The organism is Nodosilinea sp. LEGE 07088, assembly GCF_015207395.1.
Taxonomy (GTDB): Bacteria; Cyanobacteriota; Cyanobacteriia; order Phormidesmidales; family Phormidesmidaceae; genus Nodosilinea.
Map to the genome: position 1 here is coordinate 1 of NZ_JADEWX010000018.1, position 23,719 is coordinate 23,719.

General features: G+C 51.1%; 19 protein-coding genes. 7 read left to right on the forward strand and 12 right to left on the reverse strand.

Features of this window, described 5'->3' with window-relative positions; all coding sequences use genetic code 11:
- The first annotated feature begins 347 nt into the window (after positions 1-347).
- A complete protein-coding gene (locus IQ254_RS06845) occupies positions 348-668 on the forward strand; it encodes a hypothetical protein (protein WP_193965425.1) in 321 nt (106 codons plus the stop codon).
- Positions 669-675: 7 nt separating this feature from the next.
- On the opposite strand, the gene IQ254_RS06850 is transcribed toward IQ254_RS06845, so the two are convergent.
- On the reverse strand, positions 676-1,788 hold the full coding sequence (locus IQ254_RS06850) for a hypothetical protein (protein ID WP_193965426.1): 1,113 nt from the start codon (positions 1,786-1,788) through the stop codon (positions 676-678).
- A gap of 335 nt (positions 1,789-2,123) precedes the next feature.
- Between IQ254_RS06850 and IQ254_RS06855 the strand changes: the two genes are divergently transcribed.
- Positions 2,124-3,248 (forward strand): hypothetical protein, encoded by a 1,125-nt coding sequence (locus IQ254_RS06855; protein ID WP_193965427.1) that lies wholly within the window; start codon positions 2,124-2,126, stop codon positions 3,246-3,248.
- Positions 3,249-3,251: 3 nt separating this feature from the next.
- Here the strand turns inward: IQ254_RS06855 and IQ254_RS06860 are convergent, their stop codons facing one another.
- Positions 3,252-3,635, reverse strand: a complete 384-nt coding sequence (locus tag IQ254_RS06860; RefSeq protein WP_193965428.1) for a hypothetical protein — start codon at positions 3,633-3,635, stop codon at positions 3,252-3,254.
- Positions 3,636-4,058: 423 nt separating this feature from the next.
- On the opposite strand from IQ254_RS06860, the gene IQ254_RS06865 reads away from it, so the two are divergent.
- Together IQ254_RS06865 and IQ254_RS06870 are read left to right on the forward strand one after the other, a co-directional pair.
- Entirely contained in the window at positions 4,059-4,508 is a 450-nt protein-coding gene (locus IQ254_RS06865; RefSeq protein ID WP_193965429.1) for a hypothetical protein, read from the forward strand.
- Entirely contained in the window at positions 4,505-5,176 is a 672-nt protein-coding gene (locus IQ254_RS06870; protein ID WP_193965430.1) for a hypothetical protein, read from the forward strand. Before IQ254_RS06865 ends, IQ254_RS06870 begins: the two co-directional genes overlap by 4 nt.
- Before the next feature lie 20 nt (positions 5,177-5,196).
- Here the strand turns inward: IQ254_RS06870 and IQ254_RS06875 are convergent, their stop codons facing one another.
- Entirely contained in the window at positions 5,197-5,430 is a 234-nt protein-coding gene (locus tag IQ254_RS06875; protein ID WP_193965431.1) for a helix-turn-helix transcriptional regulator, read from the reverse strand.
- 61 nt (positions 5,431-5,491) lie between these two features.
- Here IQ254_RS06875 and IQ254_RS06880 point away from each other — a divergent pair, with 61 nt between their 5' ends.
- Positions 5,492-5,845 carry a hypothetical protein gene (locus IQ254_RS06880; protein ID WP_228040295.1) on the forward strand — a complete coding sequence of 118 codons (354 nt, stop codon included), beginning with the start codon at positions 5,492-5,494 and terminating at the stop codon, positions 5,843-5,845.
- Between the two features lie 13 nt (positions 5,846-5,858).
- Here IQ254_RS06880 and IQ254_RS06885 read toward each other — a convergent pair whose 3' ends face one another.
- Complete coding sequence (locus IQ254_RS06885; RefSeq protein WP_193965432.1) at positions 5,859-9,203, reverse strand: Swt1 family HEPN domain-containing protein; 3,345 nt, start codon at positions 9,201-9,203, stop codon at positions 5,859-5,861.
- A gap of 49 nt (positions 9,204-9,252) precedes the next feature.
- On the opposite strand from IQ254_RS06885, the gene IQ254_RS06890 reads away from it, so the two are divergent.
- Positions 9,253-9,432, forward strand: a complete 180-nt coding sequence (locus IQ254_RS06890; protein WP_193965433.1) for a hypothetical protein — start codon at positions 9,253-9,255, stop codon at positions 9,430-9,432.
- 5 nt (positions 9,433-9,437) lie between these two features.
- Here IQ254_RS06890 and IQ254_RS06895 read toward each other — a convergent pair whose 3' ends face one another.
- The 5 genes from IQ254_RS06895 to IQ254_RS06915 form a co-directional block, all read right to left on the reverse strand.
- Entirely contained in the window at positions 9,438-11,288 is a 1,851-nt protein-coding gene (locus tag IQ254_RS06895) for a DUF262 domain-containing protein (protein WP_228040297.1), read from the reverse strand.
- Between the two features lie 96 nt (positions 11,289-11,384).
- Complete coding sequence (locus IQ254_RS06900) at positions 11,385-12,488, reverse strand: YcjF family protein (protein ID WP_193965434.1); 1,104 nt, start codon at positions 12,486-12,488, stop codon at positions 11,385-11,387.
- 280 nt (positions 12,489-12,768) lie between these two features.
- The gene (locus tag IQ254_RS06905; RefSeq protein ID WP_193965435.1) at positions 12,769-13,185 is read right to left on the reverse strand and encodes a type II toxin-antitoxin system VapC family toxin; all 417 of its coding nucleotides are present in this window, start codon (positions 13,183-13,185) and stop codon (positions 12,769-12,771) included.
- Positions 13,182-13,475, reverse strand: coding sequence for a hypothetical protein (locus IQ254_RS06910; RefSeq protein WP_193965436.1), 294 nt, complete (start codon positions 13,473-13,475; stop codon positions 13,182-13,184). Before IQ254_RS06910 ends, IQ254_RS06905 begins: the two co-directional genes overlap by 4 nt.
- 102 nt (positions 13,476-13,577) lie before the next feature.
- Positions 13,578-16,535, reverse strand: a complete 2,958-nt coding sequence (locus tag IQ254_RS06915) for a DUF1156 domain-containing protein (protein WP_193965437.1) — start codon at positions 16,533-16,535, stop codon at positions 13,578-13,580.
- A gap of 277 nt (positions 16,536-16,812) precedes the next feature.
- On the opposite strand from IQ254_RS06915, the gene IQ254_RS06920 reads away from it, so the two are divergent.
- Positions 16,813-17,028, forward strand: coding sequence for a hypothetical protein (locus IQ254_RS06920; protein WP_193965438.1), 216 nt, complete (start codon positions 16,813-16,815; stop codon positions 17,026-17,028).
- A gap of 34 nt (positions 17,029-17,062) precedes the next feature.
- On the opposite strand, the gene IQ254_RS06925 is transcribed toward IQ254_RS06920, so the two are convergent.
- The 3 genes from IQ254_RS06925 to IQ254_RS06935 form a co-directional block, all read right to left on the reverse strand.
- The gene (locus IQ254_RS06925) at positions 17,063-19,525 is read right to left on the reverse strand and encodes a CHAT domain-containing protein (RefSeq protein ID WP_193965439.1); all 2,463 of its coding nucleotides are present in this window, start codon (positions 19,523-19,525) and stop codon (positions 17,063-17,065) included.
- A gap of 52 nt (positions 19,526-19,577) precedes the next feature.
- Complete coding sequence (locus tag IQ254_RS06930; RefSeq protein ID WP_193965440.1) at positions 19,578-19,967, reverse strand: trypco2 family protein; 390 nt, start codon at positions 19,965-19,967, stop codon at positions 19,578-19,580.
- A 99-nt stretch (positions 19,968-20,066) separates the two neighbouring features.
- A complete protein-coding gene (locus tag IQ254_RS06935; protein ID WP_193965441.1) occupies positions 20,067-23,645 on the reverse strand; it encodes a helicase-related protein in 3,579 nt (1,192 codons plus the stop codon).
- Positions 23,646-23,719 lie beyond the last annotated feature (74 nt).

Genomic DNA, 23,719 nt, shown 5'->3' on the forward strand with positions numbered 1-23,719 from the left:
TGGTTTGGTAGGATGCAGGAAACATATTGGTTTAGGGGAGCTGCACTGAGGCTCCCTATTTTTTGTCCCCTTTATTGTCTCAAAGCCCTGTACCGCATGACGTTGAGTACCCTTGTCACCCGTTAAGCAAGATTTGACTATGCGCCACTATTGCTAACTTTAGTAAATTAGTCAGCATGAGATCAGCTATTGGCGATTGATTCGTCTTAAGATGTTCTCACCAAGGTGAGTGTGTCTATCAAATTCTTTGCTTGTTGACCGTTGGAAAGCCAAATGCGGGCGGCTTGGGACTATGTGCCCAAGCGGCTGAGAGCTTCGTGTGAATCGGTTCTGGAGATGCATAGACAATGGACACCCATGACCTCTTGGAAGCGTTATTTGAACGGCTTAACGCCCGCCTTGATTTAATTGAGGGCAATCTTCGAGATCTGAGGCAGCGTCTGAATAGCGAGGTGGATGTGCCTAAGCTGGTAAAGCTCAACAAGGCCTGGAAGATGCTGGGCTACCAGACTTACGACGCTTGCCTCTACAAAGTGCGGTCTGGCCACTACCGAGTGAATAAAGAGATAGTCGATCGCCGATCGCCCGATTCCCGCCGCCCAGACTGGTATGCCGATATTGAGAAGTGCCAGCTGCGCGATCGTACTATGGCCAGCAAGCGAGGTTGATCAGCCTTTAACCCGCCTGCTTTTTCTTCAGAGCAGCAAAATAGGTCTGGGCCGCTCGTTCTTTAGAGATGTGCTTTTGGTAAGTGCCCAGGTTGACGTTGGGGTTGTGACCCATAAACTGTGAGGCCACCGCCGTTGGCAGCTCTAGCCAGAGGGCAGCTCTCAAACTCCAGGCGTGGCGCAGGCTATAGGGCGGGAAGGGCATCTTAGCCCGCTGAAAAGCCGTGGACGTGCGATCGCCGTAGTCTTTATTCATGCGAGCTGTCACAGCAGGTCGGCGCACCTCCCAAAGTTGCCAACGGTCAACCCACTCTGGTGGCAGGGGAAAAGTCTCGCGCTTCCCGGTTTTCGTTCCATCAGGCACCAGGGCCACCAACCACCGCTGACCATCGTACTCACGCCAGTCCATTTCACAGAGAAAGGCCTCGTGATCCCTGAGGTTGTAGGTGGCCATCATCGCGGCAATCCACTGCCAGGACTTGTTTTTCATACCGTCGATGGCGGCAATAATCTCGTCGTCGTTGGGGATGATGCGCTCAACGTTGCTGAGCCGGTAGTCGCCCTGGCGATCGCGCACCTTTGACTCGATACCGGCAAAGTCGGCCAACCGCTGGAGCTTTTGGCAGGCGACCTGGCGACTGCGGCTATTGGGCTTCCACCGATCCACCACGTCATCCAAAAGATGGGGCGTAAGTTTCGCCGTTGGTGGTAACCATTTGAAGGCCGGGTACCAAAACTGCTCTCGCCAGCGCAGGGCAATAGCGTCTTCATCACCCTCTTGCTGCTTTTGCCAATCCTGCTGAAAGCGATCGATCCATGCCTGGCAGGTTTCGCTGTTCTCTTTGGTGTCGGGCTCAACTTCGCGCCAGTCAAAGCGTTTCTGGGCGAGCAGCGCCCCCAGGCGAAAGGCCTCTGCCTCGGCGTACTCAATGCCCGCAGGGTTGGCGTAGACCCCCAATGTGATGAACTGCTGCTTGGACCGAGTCTCCTTGCTGTCTGGTCGGGGTGGGAGGGTGCCTCGCAGTGACAGCTTCTCACCGCGCTGGTAGAGCCTCAATCCCATCTGAGCCGCGTCTAACCGTTGATTGGCTGCTTCTACCGTCAGCGCTTTTCGTCCCATGGCGAGCTAGCTCCTGATCTAAATTTGATCTAGAAATACCTCCGTTTATTCTAGTTCAGCCCCATTCAGTCAGTTCTGGCTGGGTCTGAAGTAACCACCTGAAAAGGCCTGAGGGCTTGGGTTTCCTGTATGGGCGATACTGGACTCGAACCAGTGACATCCTGCTTGTAAGGCAGGTCAGCATCGAGATTTCGTAGCTCCCTCCAATCCTGCATATAGGCTAGAATAGCTGTCATGACTAAGTTACAGCCGGGTGCTCTAATGTGAGACAGCAGAGAGAATTGCACACAACAGAAAAAAAGTAGTTCACGTTTAGTTCACGGCTAGGTCATGTGATGCCCCAAAAATCGCTGACGATTGAAGCTATAAATGAACGGTTGAAGGCTGCCAAGATTGGTGTTCGTGTTTACGCCCGAGGTGCCCGGCAGGAAAAGCTGAGCTTGCGAGCAGTGTTACCTCCTAAACCTGGTAGTAAGCGACAAAAGCCCTATCAGCAGTATCTCAGCCTGGACGTCTACGCTAACCCTACAGGCTTAAAGTTTGCAGAGTCTGAGGCAAAGCGCATCGGAGGGCTACTTGACCAGAAGCGGTTTGAATGGGATGTGGTTGCTCAGGAAGTTGATCGTAGCAAAGAGACTTGTGGCTATTGGATCGAGAAATTCCGCCAAGACTGGTTAAAGTCCCAGACGGGTGACAAGGATGCGATTGCCCTCAGTTGGAAGGAACAATTTTGGTATCCGGCATTTAAATGGCTTACTCCAGAACGCAAACTTACAGCAGACCTACTTGAGCAGACTACTCTGAGGTGGAAGCCCAACAGTCGGAGTTTGCAGATTGGTTGCCAGAAATTGCAACGGCTAGCTGACTTTGCTGGTATCGGGTGCAATCTGAGGTCGAAGCAGGGTAACTATAGCTTAAATAAAGTAGTTCGCAATATTCCACCTGACGATCAGATTATTGCGGCAATAGACAACATCAATAACCGGGGCTGGCAGTGGATTGCAGGAACTATGGCAACCTATGGGCTACGGGATCACGAAGCATTTTTGTGTGAAATTGTATATAAAGAGTACGAGGGCGAGTCATGGCCTATTGCACTCGTCCCAGACGCAACGAAGACAGGTAACCGAGAAGTTTTTCCACTCCCGCTCTCATGGGTTAAACGCTGGGATCTGATGAATATAGAAAAACCAGAGATTACTGCCCGTCTTAACAAAGACTATGGCGATCGCACGTCTACTCAATTCGGGCGATACAAAATTCCGTTTAGGCCTTATGACTTGCGCCATGCCTGGAACATTAGGGCTGCGCTTGATTTGGGGTTACCTACCGCTGTCGCTGCCCAAATGGCTGGACATTCAGCCACCCTTAATCTGGGCACCTATCAAAAGCATATTAGTAAAGTAAGAGCTGCACAGGCGTATTTTGAAGCTTTGAAAAATAATAATTCTGGAGAATAGCCCCTAGGATACTACTTTGCCAGGTTGCCTTTTATGTGGAGCAACTAAATCTCGTTTATTACAAGCATTGATATTCAAATACCAGCTTGCCTTTGTTGTACCAGGGGCACGTCTATCAATTGCTTCTATACCGCTGCGGTAATGGCCACACCGTATCATATACAGACATTGACTGTAATTTTTATAGCCGAGCACAGGCCAAGCATCTTTGAGAGATAGCACCTTATCAAATTGGGGTTTATCTCCCAATCTTTCATGCAGTTCTCGAATATCATCTCGTATGAGATGATTTGCTGACTGTAGGGCTCGAAGTTCAGCAGTTGCTTCTTCTAACTTCTGAACAAGTTGATTAAAGACCACATCTTGAATGTGCTGGGAGTAATCCATCTGAATGCCTCCACAATATCAGGGCATAACGATGCCAAAGTGAAGGTAGTGCACTGCGTGAGAGCCCCAAGATCGATTCCAAATAGCCAAAATCGCTGGCCTCACCAAACCTGATGAACCGATTCTACGGTGAGTCATCCAAGAAAAGCTGATTGCGTGCTGATTAATTTACGAAACTTTATGATAAAAGTATGTGGTACACCTGTCGGCAAGGCTTTAAGTCTTGACTGGAAGGCATTTTGATGGTCTGTAGATCCTGCGGATATTCAGTAATGCTGCTTCGCCTATATAGATGGCTGGCATAAAATCAGCATTGAAAGACTTGCCAGTGTAGAATACGAAAGAAAGACTGCTGTTAGTGGTCATTCACCTTGCGAGATGCTGACAAAGTTTGAGAAGCCTATATCGGCTTAGTTTTTACCCATGCCCCGAGGACGAAGCCCTTCCCCAAGCCCCGATCCTGCCAACCCTGACAAAAAGTCTCGGGTGCGCTTTATCTTTGAGCCCGATCGCACTTCTCCCAACGGCATCACCTACTCCTGGCTGATCCACGACACCTACAACGGCAAGGAGAAAGCGGCCACCGCCACCCGTGCTTTCTGGCTGCCCTTCGCCTACCGGCATTCGGGCAATTACTCTGAGGCGGAGCTACGCGACCTGGCGCAGCAGTCGATTTGGCAAATGGAAGCCCAGATTCAACACCTGCGCGAAGAGTTTGATCTAGGGCTGGCTCGGCCTGACACGACTGAACTGGTAGGAGGCCCCGAGGCGGAGAATTCACAGGCCGAGATGATTAGTGGATCCGCTTTGGTACAGCCGGTGACGGTAGCCGCTCCGGCTGACTTGCTCGATGAGTTCACCGATGCCCTATGAGCGAGCCACAGTTGCCTAAGGAGCCCGAGACTGAGAAAGGGCGGTTGATGCGCCAGCAGTACCTGGCTCTGGCTAAGGCCTCGCTCAAGGATGCAAGGGACTACGAGAGCCTCTACACCCGCTATAGCGACAATCCTACATCAGCCCAGGGGTTAGATCAGGAGGTGGCTAAGGCCGCGCTCCAAACCGGCAAGTCGCCACGGCAGGTCATTCAACTGCTGGCCCAGGGGCCGTTTACTCAGCAACAGATTTTGGGATTGTCTGAGGAGGAGAAGAAAGCGGCGTTACCCAAACTACTCCAGTACGCTCAGACGACTGTGGATAGCCTTCAGCAGCAGCGGTATCTAGAATATGCCTGCGCGGTGACGGGGAAGATTCAGAGTTATCCGGATCTCTATCGGGACTATGTGAGCAGCGATCTCACTGCAATTCAGCTTGATCAAAAGGTGACGGCGGCGGCGCTGGGAGCTGGGGAATCGGGGGAGTCTGTAGCAGCATTGCTACACCAAGGGCCGTATGCTCGGTTTCAGCAGGATTTGCAAGGGGTGGCACCGCAGACAATTGAGCAGTATGCCCGAGGGACGGTCGCCCAGGTGCAGGCGATTCAGGCACTTCAGATGGGACAACCCCAACGGAGCATAACGCGCTCTAGAGGGATAGACCGGTAGAGCTTTGAGCAACCGGAGCATTACCCGTCAAGTTCGCTGCTTATGTACTGATTAACGAAGTCTTCAGCGGCTTCTGGACTCATGGTTTTAAGGACACGGACGATTTCCAGAATGGTGTCGCCTGTGGGGTCAATTTTGCCGCTACACCAGCGGTAAACGCTGTTGCGCCCAACACCCATAGTTGCCGCGAAGCGGTATTGAGTGATGCCGTATTGCTCCAGCACCTGCTTGAGAACATAGCCTGCCTTGCCCATGTTCTTATCATTTCAGAGGAGGGCTGGACAAGCGAATCCATATATGTTGACGCACACATTTATGGATACTATTATGGCGATAGGACTATTTGAGGTTCATGTTGTGTTGACCCCTACAGCTTTTATTGGTTCAGAGATGCGTGCTGCCGACAATGACCTGATAGTCAGTGTCGAAATCAGGCAAAAGCTTAGCAATTACCCAAGACCTGATCGAGAACCTGTAAAGCTTTTGGCCATTGGGTCTCGGGAGGCAATTCAGGCCATGCTTCAGCAGATGCATCTGTGTGGCTTTGCTGAAATTTTTGAGTGGACTGACTTTCTACCTGCCCCTACTCCTGAAAGGCCGCTGCAATGCCAGCCCGGCGAATTGATGAGAATGCTGGTGAAGTATTTCTCGAAGCCTCACGCGATGTAGGCGAAGTATAGGATCAATCCTCCTCAAATTCTTGGGTTGAAAACTTCAGGGTGTTGGCGTTTTCAGTGACGGTGCGCATAACTGACTCGGAAAAACCCTGGTCGGCAGTGGCTTCAATTTCGATGCGGATTGAAACAGTGGCACCCACTTGGCCGATTAGATGTTGCAGTACTGCATCAGCTACTTGATCAAAATCGCGCTTGCAGCGGACGGGGTCAAGATTGGTTGAACCAAAGAACCGGGTGATTTTCTTTTCGACTACAACAGTAGTTGAACCATCCGCTGAGTCAGCGACCACTGAGGTGCTGCCCGGTGAAACGATAACTGTCGCTGTATAGCCTCCGGATTGCCCTTCATTGTTAGCCCTTTCCGCTTCGATTCGCTTGCGTTCAGCTTCTTCGGCATCGAATTGCTGCTGGGCAATCGCCGGTTTAACCAGCAGACTCTGGCTGCTGAGTGTGGGGGTTATGTATTGACCTGCTCGCAGTCCTTGATACCTTTCCCTGGAGTTATCCCAACCTTCAGCATAGGCAAATGTCTCAGCCCAAAGCAGGTTAGAAACACTGTCTTGAATGGCATCAAGCAATACTTGAGCTGACTTAAGCCGGGGCAGATAGAGGTACTGGGCCATGTAGTCCCAGAGTTTTTTGAGGTCCAGGTGGTTGCTGTCTCGCCATAGGAAGGGATCAAGGGCTTCCATACAAAGCCGACTGGCGGAATATTGGGTGATGAGATGCTCTTCGTGAATCAGCTTGCGGCTGGCCCGAGCGATCGGCAAATCTTGACCCTGAATGCGAATTTCAGTCCACTTAATGCCGCCATGGGGATCGGGTTGATCGGGTACAAGTGCCCATTGATAGGCTTCACTGAGTAAAGCATCGACAGATTTATCAGATTCTCCTACCTTAGTCTCGGCCTGTGTTTGCTGAAACGGATCTAAGTTGAGGGTCGTTTTATCGGCAATGATAGATTTCCAAGCCAGGTATTGAGCAGTGACTCGCTCTAGGGTTTCTAGCTTGGCCTTATCGGCGGCTAAAAACAGCAGCATGTTTTTGTAGTAGCGGGGGCTAGCTCCCTTGTGGCTCAGGGCATCTTCGGCCCATTGACGGGCCGGGCTGTCTTCTACTAAGCGGCTGTGGCATTGCTGCGGGCCTAGAATCACCAACCGGATGCCATCCGTAGGGTCATCGGGGATATCTGCTGATGAGGCAGGGGCCGTATGGACCGCACAGAAGTCTTCTCGTCTGCGGGCCTGGTGATTGAGCCGTCGAGTAATCTCTTCCCAGACGGTGTCTTTGTCTGACAAGATTTGCTCGGAGCGATCTTGAGCGGTGCGGGTAACGTTGGGCTGAGTAGAGACCCAGTAGCGGTTGCCGTCTACGTAGAGATAGGTGGCCTGATCGGTTAAACGACGGAGGGCATCACCAAAGGTGGCGACACTTTCGCCAGGCTGCACGCAGCCCAGCTTGATGCGCCGGTCTTCGACGCCTCGGTTAGCCCCTTGCAACGTCGGGGCCGACCCCAGATAAATCGTGCGCGTTACCCGACGACAAGCTGAGTAGCGGCCCAGGTTAGGGTTTTGAGCGTCGAGGGTTTTAGGGAGTGAATTGGGGCCATCCACATCGCGCTCTAGAATAGGCGGCCAGTTGTCTTCTAGATAACGGGTCATTTCTGGTTGTACCTGGGCATCGCTAATGGGGATGTGCCCTGGCATGATCAGCAGGTTCTTATCTCCACTTTCCCATAGGGCATGGATGACCTTGGCCATGAGCCTCAAGACCCCTCGGGTACGCTGAAATTTGTCGAGACTAGACCAGTCAGAGTAAAGGCGATCAAATAGCTCTGGGTGAATGGGGTAGGCGTCGAGCATCCTCTGCTTATAGCTGATCTCCCGGCATTCGGAGGGAAACTCCTGGGACTGAGTGCGATACATTTCGGCAAAGGCGGTGACCACGGCATCGCGATCGACAAACAATTCACGGTTGGTCGTGGTCTGAAACAGGCGACGGCGGACAATCTCAAAACTTTCTTCGGCACTGGCAGGCCGCCAGGGCGATTCGACCCTGCCAATGGCATTTTTCAGCCGGTCTAGGGCTTCTTTGCCCCGTTCACCACCAATTTCAATATCAGAGGCCGGGATGCTGACCACCAACAGCGTATCCTTAGCATTCTTAGCCGACTCACTGAGGGTCTGGGCAAAGGTAAAGTGAGTGTCAAAATCTCCGGCGGGCAGGTCTTTATTGTCGTGGAGCTGGCGAGCGTAGGCCACCCACTCATCGATCAAAACCATGCAGGGGGAATATCGGTCGAACAAGTCTTTGAGGGCGTCGCCGGGGTTGGTGGCCGTTTCGTCGGCTTCGCGGATCATCTCGTAGGCTTCTTTGCCACCTAACTGGTAGGCCATTTCGCCCCACAGGGTGCGAATGGTGGTGCCATCTTTTTTGTGGTGAATTTGCCCCGGAGATACTTTGTTACCCACGAGCACCGCGACATTAACGTTCTGAGGCGGCTGCTCAATATTGGTATCTTGAAAGATGGTCTCCATGCCCGGCAGGTCTTGGGCGTTCACCCCCATGCAGAGGTGGTACAGCGCCAGCATGGCGTGGGTCTTGCCACCCCCAAAGTTGGTCTGTAGCTCGATGACTGGGTCGGCAGCTTGCCCACTGAGACGCAGTAGGGCATTGCTGAGCAACTGGCGTAGGCCCTCAGTGAGAAAGGTGCGCTTATAGAACTCTGTCGGGTCTCGATATTCGTCAGAGCCGCGATCGCAATACACCTCCCACAAGTCAGCGGCAAATTCAGCTTGCTGGTACTGGCCAGAAGCTACGTCGGGGTGGGGGGTGGCAATCTCTCGCCAGGGTTTGAGCCCGGCCAGGGGTTGCCCCTCAGTGGTGGCGGTGGCGGCCCGCCGGGTTGCTTTGCGGGCCTGCTCTTCAAACCGGGTGCGGAGGAGTTCGTAGCGCTGCTTTTCGAGTTCTTCGCCTTCGGGGGCGGAGAGGGCAGAGAGCAGGCGGGCGATGCTGTCCAGGGCGCGGTAGGCATCTTCGGTGGTGAAGGTGGTAGTGTGAGCCCAGGTATTGCGGATATCCTGGCATTCTGAGAGTAGCGATCGCTCAGACTTGCCCAGGGTCTTACGAAACACATCGTTCCACTCGTTCCACATCACCTTTAAGGCCGAATAGAGGTCACTCTGGAGAACGTCCTCGGCTCTTTCGTTTTTATGGTTGAGGTAGGTGGCGGCTCTCACTGGCCAGTGCTTGCCGTAGGTCGCCTGCATTTCTCGCTCCAGGTAGGGGTATACCCCCGTTTGAAGCAGTTGGAGCGCCCGTCCGACCCGTTCGTGGTTGCTGATAGCCATAGTGTATTTGCTGCTGAGGTGTGGGGGTTCTGCCCCCTATGGTGATCTTATGGAACGATTTCAGCTTGATTTGTTGAAGTTTTTTACCCTTGCTTCATTCTTCCCAGGGATTGAAGGAAAGCCAGCAAAATTACTCATGGCCTTAACATTAAGGCTTTGGGGGTGTCTGGACAAAGCTGTTGAACGGTTACCCCTGCTACTGAGTCGGGAAACTCCTGCGGAAGCCTAGATGGCTCAGCCACTAATCTGTGACATTGCTGGTTGCTGGTCAACCATTGAGGAGCTTTCAATCTCTTTGTAAACCTCCGCAGCGCTGAGCTGGCGTCCGTCAATCAGTTTTCTGACAGCAGCCATAACCAGTTCGGCCCGCCTCTGAATGAAATCTTCAAAATCTTTCTTCAACTTAGTATTTTTCGCTTCTTCTGATAGCTCTTCGTAGCCACCATTAGCTAGCTCGTCAATGGGAATCAGGTGGGATTGTAAGCGATCCTGCACAATTTCTTCGGAAACCCATTGGTATCGCTCTTTCATGTACACCAGCGGATCTTTGCGCCCGATTGACATATTGGTTTTGTCCTTAATCAGAGCGCAGTTAAGCGCCAAGAAGCTTTCTATACCAGCTTCTTTCAACAGAGCGTCAGGGTAAACATGGTGGTAGTGTCGTTCACCAATATTCTGAGCATTGAGTTGTTCTGCGGTGAAAAAGTCTAGTGCTCCTAAACGACACATAACGGCCAGAACACCGCGTCCACGAATGGTGGTGCGCTTTGGCCATTCAGCAGTGGTTAGTTCTTCGGATTCGACTAGGGAGTGGTTGGCGAAGATAGGGACATCAGCAGTGGTGTAAGGACTGCCATCAGGTTTCTGTTTGCCCGTGATGATGGCTTTCAGCACATTAAAGTCGGCGAAAGCGTGGGTAGCAGCAGAGTTTTCATAGCGATCGCTAAAGAAGCTGTACCACAGATATTTCTTCAGCAGCAGTTCATCTTGCCCTCGCTTATCTCCAGATTCTGGGATGTCGGCATAGAGAGCGGCAATGACGGCCAGGACAGCGTTGGTGGGTAACCGTTGGTCGTCGTAAATGCCTTCGCCGTTGAGGAATTGGGCCATTAGGCTCAAGCCTCGCTCAAGCCTGGCCCACTGCTCGACCATGCGGGTTTTATCCATGTCCCAAGCTCCCCGCTGGTTGGGGAGATTGCCCTGAAGCAGCGCCGATGTCGTCAGAATCAGGCTCGATAAGGAGGCGTAGCGACTAATGGCTGGATGTTTTTGGTGGAGGTCAGCTTCTAAATCGTGGAGAGATTGCCCCATGGCGCTTTCCACTTCCGCCACGATAATGTCGTAGGTTGAAAGGGGCTTGCTGTTGGTGTTCATGTTGATGAACACGCTGAGAGCCACGGACTTATCGGTATAAGACGGTAAAGACAGAAATGGCAGGTTGTAGTTGGCAATAGTGGAACGCAACTCTTGAACTTTGGCCCTTAATCGTTCCTTGAGGGAGAAGAACTGCTCGAAGGCTTCCACACCTGCTTCAGCAGAAGGTCTTTGAAGAGCGGCATTTAGCCAATCATCAATTTCGGTTTGAATATTATCGGGACGCAGCAAATTAATTGGGATAAAGCCCCTCTCCAGAGTCCTTGCTGGGTTGTCACACCATAGCGGGTATCGTTTTCCGTCTTTCTGCTTGATGTAACGTCCCCGCCAGTAGATTGACAGGTCATCTCGCTCTTCGTCTTTGTCGTAGTTGTCGAACTCCTGGAGATAGACGTAGTAGGTCTCCCATGGGTAGTTGTTGTGGAATGCTCGCCAGAGAGCGGTTAGCCGCTGCTGCCCATCCAAAAGGTGTTCCTGCACTTTGTTTTGGGTAACGGGTGCAGTTTGCAGATAGCGGGAGATGAATTTCTCCTGGTCACCGACTTCAAGTACCAGGGTGATGCCTAAGGGCAGATTGTGGATCACAGTCTGCAGCAAGCTGGCAATCCGATGGCTATCCCAAGCTTCAAACCGCTGAAATCGGGGGAGTTTGATTTCGCCGAATAGAATCTTGGTATACCATTCGCTGATTTTACGGTTACGGGCTTCCAAAAGAATTACCTTGAATAAATGATTAATTCGGGTCAGAATGCGTCTTTGGCTACTCCACCGAATGTCTCGTGACAGACTTAGGCTCGGTAGAGTGAGCTATCTACTGGTAGCAAGCTGTAGATATTTGGACTTGAACGCCTCCGCTACTTCATCGGATGTTGGAGGTTCACCATCTTTGCTGACAAACAGCATGACTAGAACAGCGATGTAAGTCTCTCCAATAGCCGTGGTGAGTGCAGCGGCTGTAGTAGCTGCGATCGCACCTCCGGCAACAGAACCGGCACCGGGAATCATCTTTAGTAAGCCAGACACAATTGACCGTCCGGCTAAGGTGCCCCCGGCTCCGGCGAGGATGCTGCCGACTAGGGTACTGAGAAAGCTTTTGTCTACTGGTAAACCAAAGGTTGCCGATATACCAGCCAACATCCCAATTTGGATAGGGACAATCACGATCGCATCCGAAAATGGAATAGGGACTGCCGCTGTCCCGGCTGCGCTAATGGCCGATCCGGCTACGATGGTGTGGGATTGTGTTTTTTTTAACTCGATGTCAACTTTTTGTGCCGCCGTAAAGGCTCTTTTTCGGCCTTCTGGGACGACCTGCATGGTTAACTCGACCAGTTCATGCAACCCCTTTGGCGGCAACACGATGTCGTCATCGAGTTCCTCCTGAATAGCGCGCACTCGAACAGCATTGGTCACCTCGGGCAAAATTTCCAGTATTGTGGCGCGGAAACCTTTGTCAGACCTGGCCTTGGTGATTACAACGATGACAGGTATGTTTCGGTCAACCAGCATTTTGACGAGTTCTTCCTCGGCGGGCTCTACCCGTCGAAAGTCTTCAGCTATACAAATCCACGCTACGTGAACATGTTGGTTGGAGTCGGGACTTTTGGAACGCTCTGACACAAAGGACTTGAGCGCCCCTAAGGTCTCGGAAAAGTCCGCCATTTCTAAGCCCCGAGTATCAAATATGGAAAGGGGAACCCCTTCTTTTTTGATTTCTCGCGTGTTTTGGGTAACGGGGCGTCCTTGACCAGTCGTCGCGAAGCTGCCCTGGAAGACAGAGTTGATCAGCGTGCTCTTGCCGACGCCAGTGCGTCCGGCGATCAAGACATTGACGTGTCCACGCTCTCGTAATGCCTCGTTGAGGGCGGCCTTGACTGCGGCCTCAAAATCAAAGTCTTCCGTCACCGTCATCGCCTCTCTCCGCTCCGTGTGATTGATAGCTTGCCGAAGCTTGTTCCCTTAGGAGTATCCCCAGAACGGGGGCAGCTGCTAACAGACCTGCCAAAATAGGCGGGCATTGGATAAACTCGTTTAATGAAATGATGGTTTCTTGACCGCTCCATTCCACTAATTCGTTCTACACAGGCTGAAATCTTTGCCCGGAAGGATGAGGGTAGATCTCCCGCACTTCTGCTTCGTGTTTTTGCCGTACTCCTCTCTGACACCACCGACTGATAGAGATTTGGACAAGCTAAATTGGCAAGCGAGTAAAGCCCATCTGGGAGAAGTGATGGTCGAAGGTGAAAACCTCAGTTAGCCGGTGCTGTTTCATGACGACGTAGGAAGTGCAGTCTGTGAAAGACCACTCTTTGTCGGTGTTGAACTGCTCAAATACTTCCCAAGAGGATTGGGCGATCGCATCTGAAATCCAGACAATTCTCAACAGTCCTTTAGCAACCAGAATATCCAGATCCGCTTTGAAGGATACGGTTTTAGGATAGCCAGCATGGAGTAACAGCAGGGTGTACAGTTCATCCAGGATATAGTTTGTCGATACCAGGATATGCCCCTTCATTTGTTTGTTGAAGGCAACGGCACTGGCATGGTTGTCGTCATCCCGATCGGCTAAAGCGGCGAAGGCACTGGTATCGACAAATAGCCGGTTCATTGAGGTTTGGCGTAAAGATAGCGATCGTGATTGACGGATGGATTCTCTAATTGACCCGACACCGCATTATCTCCCAGAGACTGCCAAACGGCCCAGGCGTCTTCGTCGATTGGTTCTTCTAAGGCTTCATCAGGGAAAATATCGGCGGTTTCTTCTGGTTCTGACGGATTAGATTCGTCAGGGGAGGGCTGAAGAAGGAGTTGGTTTAGGCTGTCAATGAGCAACTGTTGCTCGTCTCTGGGAAGAGATCGCACAACCTGAATGATGGAGTTTACGAGTTGTGTGTTCATGGTCAGTTCTCTCAAAGTCCCTGTTCTACAGTTTAAGCGTCAACAGATTTTCTCTTTGCTCTCTCGGTCGCTGTGGTTATTTACACAAGGGGCACGGAGGACTTACAAGAAACTCCCCTGCACTTCGGATGGTCCAGACTCTGCTGCAAGTCGTGTAAGTTCGGGCCAGGCGATCACCAGGCTGTTGTAGGCGACGCCTTCGGTGGCCCAGCCTTTTCTATCGCAGATGGTGTAGAGCCGATAGGCCAGGTCGCGGGCGTTTTGGCCCTGGTCGCCCAGGCGGGCGAGGAGTTCGGCGGCGACGAGTTCGCCCTGGTCGAGCAGGGTGCGAATGAGGTGCTGGGCGGCTTCCCAATCGGGGGTGCGGCTGTCGGCTTCGGGCTGCCAGGTTTGGGGCAGTTCGTCGCGTTTGAGCAGGCGCACTTTGCCACCTCGGGCGATGAGAATACCGGCTTCTTCCATACCTTTGACGCTGGTGTTGCGGGCGGTAGAGAGGGTTTCGGCTTCGCCGTAGGGGCCATCGGTGTACTGGTGCTGCTCAAACCAGGTGAGCGCCCAGCGGGTATCGCGGTCAAATTCGCCTTCTTGCTCGGCGAGAAATTCGTCGAGGGTTTGGTTGATGAGCTGTAGGGCGGTGCGCACGCGCATAGGGGCACCGTCAGATTCTAGGACGGCGGCATATTTTGAGTAGATGGCCATGCCAGGGCCAATGCTGGCCTGGGCTAGGTCAACGGGGGCGATGTTACCCTGTTGCAGGGTTTTGAGGGCTTTGGGAAGTTCGCGCTTGAGTTCGTTGAGAAACTGGCGACGGGTGGCTTTTGGGGCATCGGTGGGGCGGGGACGGCAGACGAGGACGATGGAAGAGGCGAGAGCGTTTGTGCCACTTGCAATCATGCGATTGCTCAACTCACTTCGCATGGGCCAGGTACCGTCAATACTAAAATCTGCTTTTATTAAACCTTCCAGCATAGTTTCCCAGCCAGTTGAGGCAACCAATCCATCATTTTTTCCTTGCTGATCTGTTTCAGCTTGTTTAAAAGCATAGTAAACAGAAAAAGGAAAATCTACATGAGAGATTGAATGTATGCGGTTGAAGGCGTTGCCTAATCCCTCCTCAAAGAAAATTTGAGCCTTTTCTTTGCTTCCATTAAATCGATAGGGAAAAGCAACAAGTTCCTGAATCTTAGGAGCGAGCAAAGTACTACAAAGTTCGGGGTAAATAAAGCCGATAGAGCGTTGCAGCCAGATATAAAAAAAGTCGGCCAGATCGGCATAACTTATATTGTCATAGTAGGGAGGATCAGTAGAGATAAGCTTTGGAATTATGTCATTTTTATGCTGTGTGGTTGCCTCATGTTGAATAACTATTCCTTGACTCGAAGTGGTTTGCTCCTTGACAACGCGAAGCATATTGTTCAAAGTAGTTGAATAATCGCCTGCCGCTCCATTAAATACATTCGATTCAGCGTAATCCCAAACCATAGGCAAAGCTTGCCTACCAAAAGTTGCTATGGCTTGATCCATACTTGGTTTCCATCGAACTAATGTAGTTGAGGCATCTGCCAATTTGCTTACTGCCATTCCTAAATAAGTAGCGATAGCCTCTACATAACCTTGATCTCCAGTTCCCCCCTTGGACAGTGGCACTTCATCGTGTGATAGGTTCGCCAATTTAGTATCATGCATTGCCTGATTTTTGGCACTCATCACTAAGTCACTAAGGGTTGTCAATGCGATCAATTGACGATTGGTGAAAAGATCTCCATAAGTGGTCATGCCATAAGTTGGAGGTTTAATATCACGTAGATTTTGACCTGCAACGGCAGCCTCTGGCTTCCATGAAGGTTTATCTTTAGATGCAATATTTTCTTGATCTTTGATAGGCGGTAAATAAATCCGTCCCCTAGTACCCTCGGCTACTATGGCCATTAATTGGTGCCCAATGCGTCCTACACGGCCCTCTTGACGCACAAATTCTAATGGTACAGGTGTGTTGCAGGCTAAACATCTTGCTCCCTTCCGCCCTACTGTTTCCTGAGGAGCCTTTCCTTTTCCAGTTCTCACTCCAAAATTGACTTGTGGTCGTATAAATGTTTGTTCAATCTCAGGCTCTACCCAGGCTTCTTTTCCCTTCTTTGTTGAGAGCTGAAAACTCCGCACCAACGGCATCTCACACCCACAGGCCGGATTCGGACACTTCACCGTTCTTGCCCAAATCCATGCAATTACTGTAAGCTCTTCAACCTTAAATTTCTTTGGATTTGACAGTTCTGCTTCCGTCGCATGGCGGTAGTTGCCATCTTCCTCCCGCACCACCTTCACCTTTGGGTACAGGTGCCCAATCCGCTTAAACGCCTCATCCCGCATCCACTTGCCGTAGTACCGCACATCCGCCGCCAAGCCCTGTGCCCCCTTCCACGACTCCAGCTTGGCCCGCTTGCGGTCTTCCGAGTTTACCGGCGGCATATCCTTAAACTTGGGCGGTATCTCAATCAGCGCCTTGTTAATCAGCACCGCCACCGGGTTTAGGTCGCTGGCGTGGGCCTCTAGCCCCAACCGCTGCGCCTCTAGCGGTATCGAGCCGCCCCCGGCAAAGGGGTCATAGACCGGCGGCGCATACTTGGCAATGTACTCGCGCACCGCATCGGGCTGGGTCGGTGGCTCTTCTCCCCGGCCCCAAGCCAGCGATCTAGCAATCTCGCGCTGCCCTTCATCGATCACTGCCGGGTCTTTAATGTCATCCCACGACACCAGCCCCCGCACCACCTGCTTGGTATTGCCCCTGCGATCGGTCTCGATTGTGATGCGCCCCAAAATATCAAACAGCCGCTGCCGCTCCCTCGTCTGGTCTTCCTCCGTGGGGAATTTCTCCGGCCAGCTCGACGGGTCATCCACCAGCGACGACCACAGCACCGCCCGACAAGCCGCCAGCGGTCGCCGCGCCCACCACAAATGCAGCGTACTCGGGTGCCCATGGCGTATCGACTTCTCCCGCGCCGACTCCATATTGATGGCTTCTAGCGGCAGGGCAACTTCGATCAGCTTCTTGCGATAGGTCATGGAGCTCCAGTATCCAAGATAGTCAGATAACTAGCTTATCTGGAATATCGCAATTTTTAAGTTAATTCTCAGACTAGTCTTCACATTTACGTGACATTCCAAAGCCTAGCTTTAACAACTCTTTTTAATGTTCTCCCTGATAAACACTTGAAGAGCCGAAAGCATAAGTGTAATCAAGCTTTTTTGCAAAATGAATAAAAATCTGGCGAAGTCGGCTATCAAGCTTTCCAGTACTTTCGCATGTTTGATAAGTATAAGTTCGTGCAGTACTTCAAACATGGTTGAACTATACGAAGATCCAGGCTTTAGCAAAACTCTTGGAGCTGCCCCTATCGGCTCTGATGTAGAAGTCATAGGCCGAGAGGATGGAGAACCTGGTCAAGAAAATGGGTGGAAGAAAATCAAGATAAACTATACAGAGGCTTGGATTAATGATCAGTATGTAGATTGCCCTAAAGAACTTGCTAGCGGAACATGTAAAGTCATTCCCTAGAACCATTTTGTTTGCTAGCGCCATCACACCACCTCTAATTGGGAGGAAGATTAGGGCCTACCAATTCACAGATCTTTCTTTGGGGATGATTTTTGTTGTCTATGTATTTATCGAATACATATTTGTCATGATAATCAGAATCTTCGGTATAGGTCATGGATTCTTTAATACTCGAACAGCGCAGCCTCATTAAAACAAACATTAATAAGCCCAAAAATGATATAGTCGCTATTGTTGCAGAAAGCATAAAAGCAATTTTCTGATAATTAGGTTGACCTCCAGTTCGAACAGAGCTTTCAACAAAATTTTCAGATCCTTTAGGAATTTCAAAAGCACTCCAATCTATCGGAGTGTCAGGAACTCTTGCCAAAAGAATGCGCGCTCCTTCCCCTGTTGTGTAAATGCCAGGTGTCATTGAAGGCATTTCTTTCTTCATTTCTCTTTGGATATAGTCATGAAGTTCCTGGATAGATATCCTCTGGTCACCATTTAGATCAGCCTCACCTGTCTGAATTCCTTGAACCAGATATTTTGTGTAAATCGATGATCCTTCGCTTTTTGTGGCAAAAGAATTTTCCAAAGAAGTCGAGGATGTTAAAATTACCCGTCCTTCTCCACCTAATTGGTTCTTTAAATCAATTGAACCATCATCTTTGACCAGCAAGTTCTCTGAAAAAGCACCGCTAAAACAACAATCAAGTATAATGATCTGCTGTTTTGAATTACAGCGATCCATTGCATCATGGATAAATTGTGCCGATATAGCTGTAGATTCGTCTAACTCTCCCTGCGAATTTTTTTGGGTTTTACATGTAGTTAGGAATAAGGTGTTATTACTATTTTTAACTCCATGCCCGGAGAAATACAGCAGTACCAAGTCCTTCTCCGAACGTTTTCCTATTAATAAATCTATTTTTTGTTCAATATCCTGAACATTAGGGTCAATCAATGAAATTACCTGATCAAAGTTCCCTAAATTTGAAGATTCTAATATTTGCTTGAAAACTTGAACGTCTCTCTCAGCACCAGGAATCTCTTTGAAGCCAACCCCGTACTGTTTTACACCAATTAGTAAAGCTATTTTTTGACCAGCCTTCAAATTTTTATTATCGTCTAAAACACTATTTTGATTTACTGAAAAGGCATGTAATGAAGTTTCATCTGTCGCAGAATTTTGTGGTTTAGACTCTTTAAACAGCTGTCCTCCTTCATTGTCTTTCCACCTCAAATAAAGAACTGGGCGAAACCACTGATGTCCATTACCTTGCAGCATAGCTACTCGGCCATGATGAATGGCTGTAGATAGAGAGTTTCTTTTGCCCAATGAACGGTAAAACTGCTCAGAAAAGTTACTTGCAGCATCAGCGCGAATTGAATACTGCATTGCAACAACTGCAGGTACTTGGTGATCGATTAGATTTTGAGCAACCCCATTAAAAATAGAATCACCCTCTAATGCCATTGCGGATTGGCAAGCAGTAAGAACCACCAAAGAAATTCTATGATGGTAGTCACTATCGCTTAATGAGGTGCTTTGAAGTAAAGCACCAAGGGAAGAAGCCTTGACATAGTCTGGTTTTGACTTCCCTTTATAAAACTTTTCAAATACCAAGTAACCTTCTGCTTCTGGTAATCGGCTATTACACCTGCGGCAACGTTCGGCTTTTATCCCTTTATGCATTGTCGAGCAGCCTTGTTCTACACAAAGCTTGCCGAAAAGGCCATGGCCATCAAAATGAAGAACATGAGGAATTGCATCATCTGTCGATAAACCAGTAAGATGATCTTGTAATTCTTTTTGGGTTGGTATTCTAAGACGGCTAAGACGGATCAGCCCATCTTTCTGTGCTTGTATCAAGCCGTTTCGAATAGCATTTTGTTCTAGTTGAGTAAGCGGTTTTAAGCCTAACTCCTCATCCTCTGCACGGGAAGCAACTAGTAATACGTGGATTTTATCCTGAGGATAAAAATTAGAAGGTACAGATTTCTTGGCAATATATCTTGATAAGCTTACTCTATGGTGAAGTAAAAATCGTTGCCCATCATGGAGTAGTTCCCACGGGTAACTTGCTATTGAAGTGCGCTTGGCCGAATATTCTTCACATTTCAAGCAAATATGGAGATGACTATTATTGCTATTACTCTCTAAAATCCGTAAAGAAGAGTTAAGTGATTGTCTAACATCACTTCCATGAGGAAAAAGTGAATTGTATAAAGCTTGGCCAATGTATTTTATATATGAGGGATGAAATCTTTGCCTATCTTCGTCAAGAAGCTTGTAACGAACCATCCAGTCCTGCTCATCTGGATCAGAGAAGAAGTCTGATTTAAATCCATCTTGGCTCTCGATAACTTTGATTATAGTATTACGCCAATCTTTGCCATCTTCCCAGAAGGGTAGAAGTGAGTCGTCTTCTGCTTCACCAGCGTTTGACTTGACTATGATTTTGAACTGATTTCCCTCTAAGGGAGAAAGCCAAACATCAAACAACTCCATGGCCATATTCTGCACCCTTGGTAACCGCTCATGCTTCTCAGTGGAACTTGCTTTAGAACTGCTGGTCTAAGTTGTCGCCGCTACCCTTAAGCAAGATATCGACGCTTTCCATCACCATGGGTGGAATCTGATCAGGATGCAGTGTTTGATAAAACTCTAGTACCTTGTCTTTCGTAAATAACGGAGACATTTTTACAATGACTTGATGCACGTCATTACGACTGCCACCACCACCGACTTCTACACCACCGATGGCAACGACTTCAACTTTAACCTTGCTTTGCCTTTCTCGCTTAACCGTGACCTGGAGCTGTAACTCTACCGAATCTACGAACAAGATCGGCACATTATCTTTACTTGGGGCCGCTGAAAGTAATTCTTGTTTAACCTGCTCGACCAATTCAGCTAGCCCGATCGCATTCCCGCTATTATCACTAGACATTGCACCCTCAGTGATTTACGAAACTCCTGATGGGTTAAAACATTAGGCCATTTTCTCCATCAATACAGTGACGCCTGATCAATTTAGCTGTGATATCGATTACACCCCTCCCGGCGCTGCCCCCCGATCCCACAGTTCCTTCCAGTTGTAGTTCACACTGGTGACGCCAAAATCCGGCTCTTTCTGAAACGGCTGTCGCACATAGCGCACCAGGCAGCCCTCCCCATCCCCAGAGCTGTAACGTCCTTCCGTACTCCGCACCCGAAACGCATCCCCCGCCCCAAACTCCTCCGAGCGGGGCACCTGTACCAGCGCCAAAATAAACGCCTCTGGCTGGTTCAGCGCGGTGATAATTTCATTTTTCGTCACCGTCACCGTCTCAGCCCCAGCGATGCGGCCCTTAACCTCAATGAACCGCAGCCGCCCGGTCGCAGGGTCACGAGACTCAATGTCATAGCCCAGCTTCTCTCGGCTAATGTCTCTCGGTTCATGGCCCAGTTGCCGCTCAGCCGCCATCACCGCCGCCATGGCGGCTAGCTCCACCCGTTTGGTTTCTTTAGCAAACAGACTAGCGGTAACATCGCGCTTGCCCTGCAGCCGTTGCAGCAACCCTAGGGGTACAACCAGGGCTCCGCCCACTACCAGGGGTGGCATGGGGGCCAGCTTTTGTTCGCGGGCCAGTTCATCCATCCGCCGCTCCAGCCGCGATTGCAGTTCATCGGCCCTGGCCCTGGCTCGCTCAGAGTTGAGCTTGGCATTGGGTTTGCCCTCGGCCTCCTGCTGTCTTAGCTTTTCGGCCTGCTGATCCCAATAGAGAATTTCTTTGGTCAGTCGTTCCTGCACAGCGGCTCTAGTTTTATCGATCAGGTCGCCCTGCTGGTCGCGTCGGTCTTGGACATGCTGGGGCACCAGGTGTTTAACGGCATAGGTTTTGGCCTGGGCCTCTAGATCTTGCTTGAGCCAGTCTGCCCCTAGCAGTTGTTCCACCAAGGGTTTTTCGCCATCGAGCAAAGGCCGATAGTCGAGGTAAGGGGCATACCCCGCATTGACGATGTGCCCCTCTGGGTCAATTTCAACATATTGCATACGTCGCGACACCACCCGCCGTCGCCCCGCCGAGTCGGTGCGGGCATCCTGAATGCTGTGCTCTAGGTAGACCAGCACCCTGGGCTGCTCGTTGAGGTCACTGGCATCCACCAGCACCGCCCCCTGTTTGAGCAGGTCTCGATGCTTCTCTAGGGTGAGATCAATCACCGCATCCAGTAGCGGATGCCCAGGGCAGAGGAAGGTAGCCCCTGGTTTACCCGCCAGGTTGATCACGTCTTTTTCAAAGCAAATGCGTTCATAGCTGCGCAGGATGGGTTCGCCTAGTCCAACCTGCTGGTCGCGACTGCGCAGGGCCGAGGGTACATGGGAGACCTGGTAGCGCTTGGCCTCGCGCGGGTTGACCCGCCCCCCCAATTGCTGAAACGCCTCTAGAAAAAATGCCGCCACAAAGCGGGGCTGTAGCCGCCGAGCTTCGGCCCGCTCCATGTCTTCGCGAATCTGCTGCACCTTAGAGGCATCCATAGAGTCTCGGGCCAGGGCGCGTTCGTCTAACAGTTCGCGCAGACGGGTTTGGTCGAGCCGGTTTTCGACCACCTGGTTCAGTCGGTCTTTAATGTCGAGGCGATCGCCGTAGCGAATCGCCTCGATCAGCAGCTGTCGCAGTTCTTTACCGGCGATCGCCCGCCCCAGTACATCAAACACCTGGCCTCCCAGAGCTTTCTGCTCCACCTCCAGCTTCCTCAGCAGCGAAAAGTAGACATCGCCTTCTCGGGTTTCCGCAGCAACCAGGTTCCACAGATGGCACACCTCCGTTTGGCCGATCCGGTGAATGCGGCCAAACCGCTGCTCTAGCCGATTGGGGTTCCAGGGCAGATCGTAGTTCACCATCAGGTGGGCTCGCTGTAGGTTAATGCCTTCCCCAGCCGCATCGGTGGCAATCAACACCTGCACCTGTACATCTTGCTTAAATGCCGTTTCGGCATGTTTGCGCTCCTCTCGCCGCAGTCCACCGTGGATCGTAACCACTGCCTCCGGGCGACCCAGCAATACTTGAATGCGGTCAACCAGGTAGTTCAGCGTATCTCGGTGTTCGGTAAAGATCACCAGTTTGCGCCGATGCCCTTGCTCCGTAAACATGGTGGGCTCATCCTGGAGCAGTTTGCGTAGTTCATCCCACTTGCGATCGTTGCCACCGCGCCGCACCCGCAGCGCCAACGACTCCAGTTCTTCCAATTGGGCAATCTCTAGCCTTAGCTCGGCAATGGTTTGGGCCGCTGTGGCCTGGTCTACCACTTCCTGTTCGGCGGCTTCTCGCTCATCATCGGCATAGTCATCAAAATCGTCCTCAATGTCTTCCACCGCGAGGGTGAGACCAAAGTCCAGCAGATCATTCAGGGAGCGCTTGCGTTGCTCTTCTTCCTGCACGCGCTTTTGCAGCCGTTCTCGCCGCCGTTTTAGCGACTGATAAATTGCCTCTGGAGAAGAGGCCAGCCGCCGCTGCAGGATAGTCAGAGCAAAGCCGACGGTTCCCTTACGGCCATCGTTACCCAGACTTTCAGCCCGGTTAAATTCCTCCCGTACATAGTCGGTCACCCGCTGGTAGAGGTGATCTTCTAACTCTGAGAGCTTGTAGCCGACGGTAGTGGCAATCCGCTCGGGGAATAGGGGCTTGCCATCAAACTTGAGCAGGTCTTCCTTGACCATGCGCCGCATCAGGTCGCTGGTGTCGCTGGCGTGGACGCCATTGCGAAAACGTCCCTCGAAGCGATCGCTGTCTAGCAGCGCCATAAACAGCTGAAAGTCTTCTTCCTTGCCGTTGTGGGGGGTCGCCGTCATCAGCAGCAGATGACGGGTGATGTCACCCAGCAGCTTGCCCAGCTTGTAGCGCTTGGTTTCTTTGATCTCTTTGCCAAAGAAAGAGGCTGACATTTTATGGGCCTCGTCGCAGACCACCAGATCCCAGTCGGTCTGTTTGAGCTTAGCCAGCAGATCATCGCTACGGCTGAGCTGATCTAGGCGAGCAATAAGAAAGGGAATCTCTCCCAGAGCGTTGCCGGTGCGGGCTGCCTCAATGCGATCGCGGGTGAGAATATCAAAGGGCAGGTGAAATTTCTGGTACAGCTCATCCTGCCACTGGTTAGCTAGGCTGCCAGGGCAAATAATCAAGCAGCGGTGCAGGTCGCCACGAATTAGCAGCTCCCGCATCAACAACCCAGCCATAATCGTCTTGCCCGCCCCTGGATCGTCCGCCAGCAAAAAACGTAGCGGCTGCCGGGGAATCATCTCACCATAGACTGCCGTAATCTGGTGCGGCAACGGCTCCACCATTGAGGTGTGCACCGCCAGCAGTGGGTCAAATAGATGGGCTAAACGAATGCGGTGGGCCTCAGAGACTAGACGCAGCTTTTCGCCATCGCCCGTGAAACTCCAGGGTTGGTCGGCATGGACGAGGTCAAGATCGGATTCGCGATCGCGATACAGAATCTCCTGATCAACGTCACCGTTGGCCTGGCGATAGACAATCACCAGCGCGTCATCGCCCATCCACTCGGTACTGACGATGGTGACCTGGGTATTTGGCAAAATGCCCAGAATAATGCTGCCCTTAGTCAGGTCTTCGAGACTAACCATGAAGTTTCAGTCACCGTAGGTATACTTCATTGTCCCCAGAATGCAACGCTTATCCGGCAAATGCAGAGGTTTAT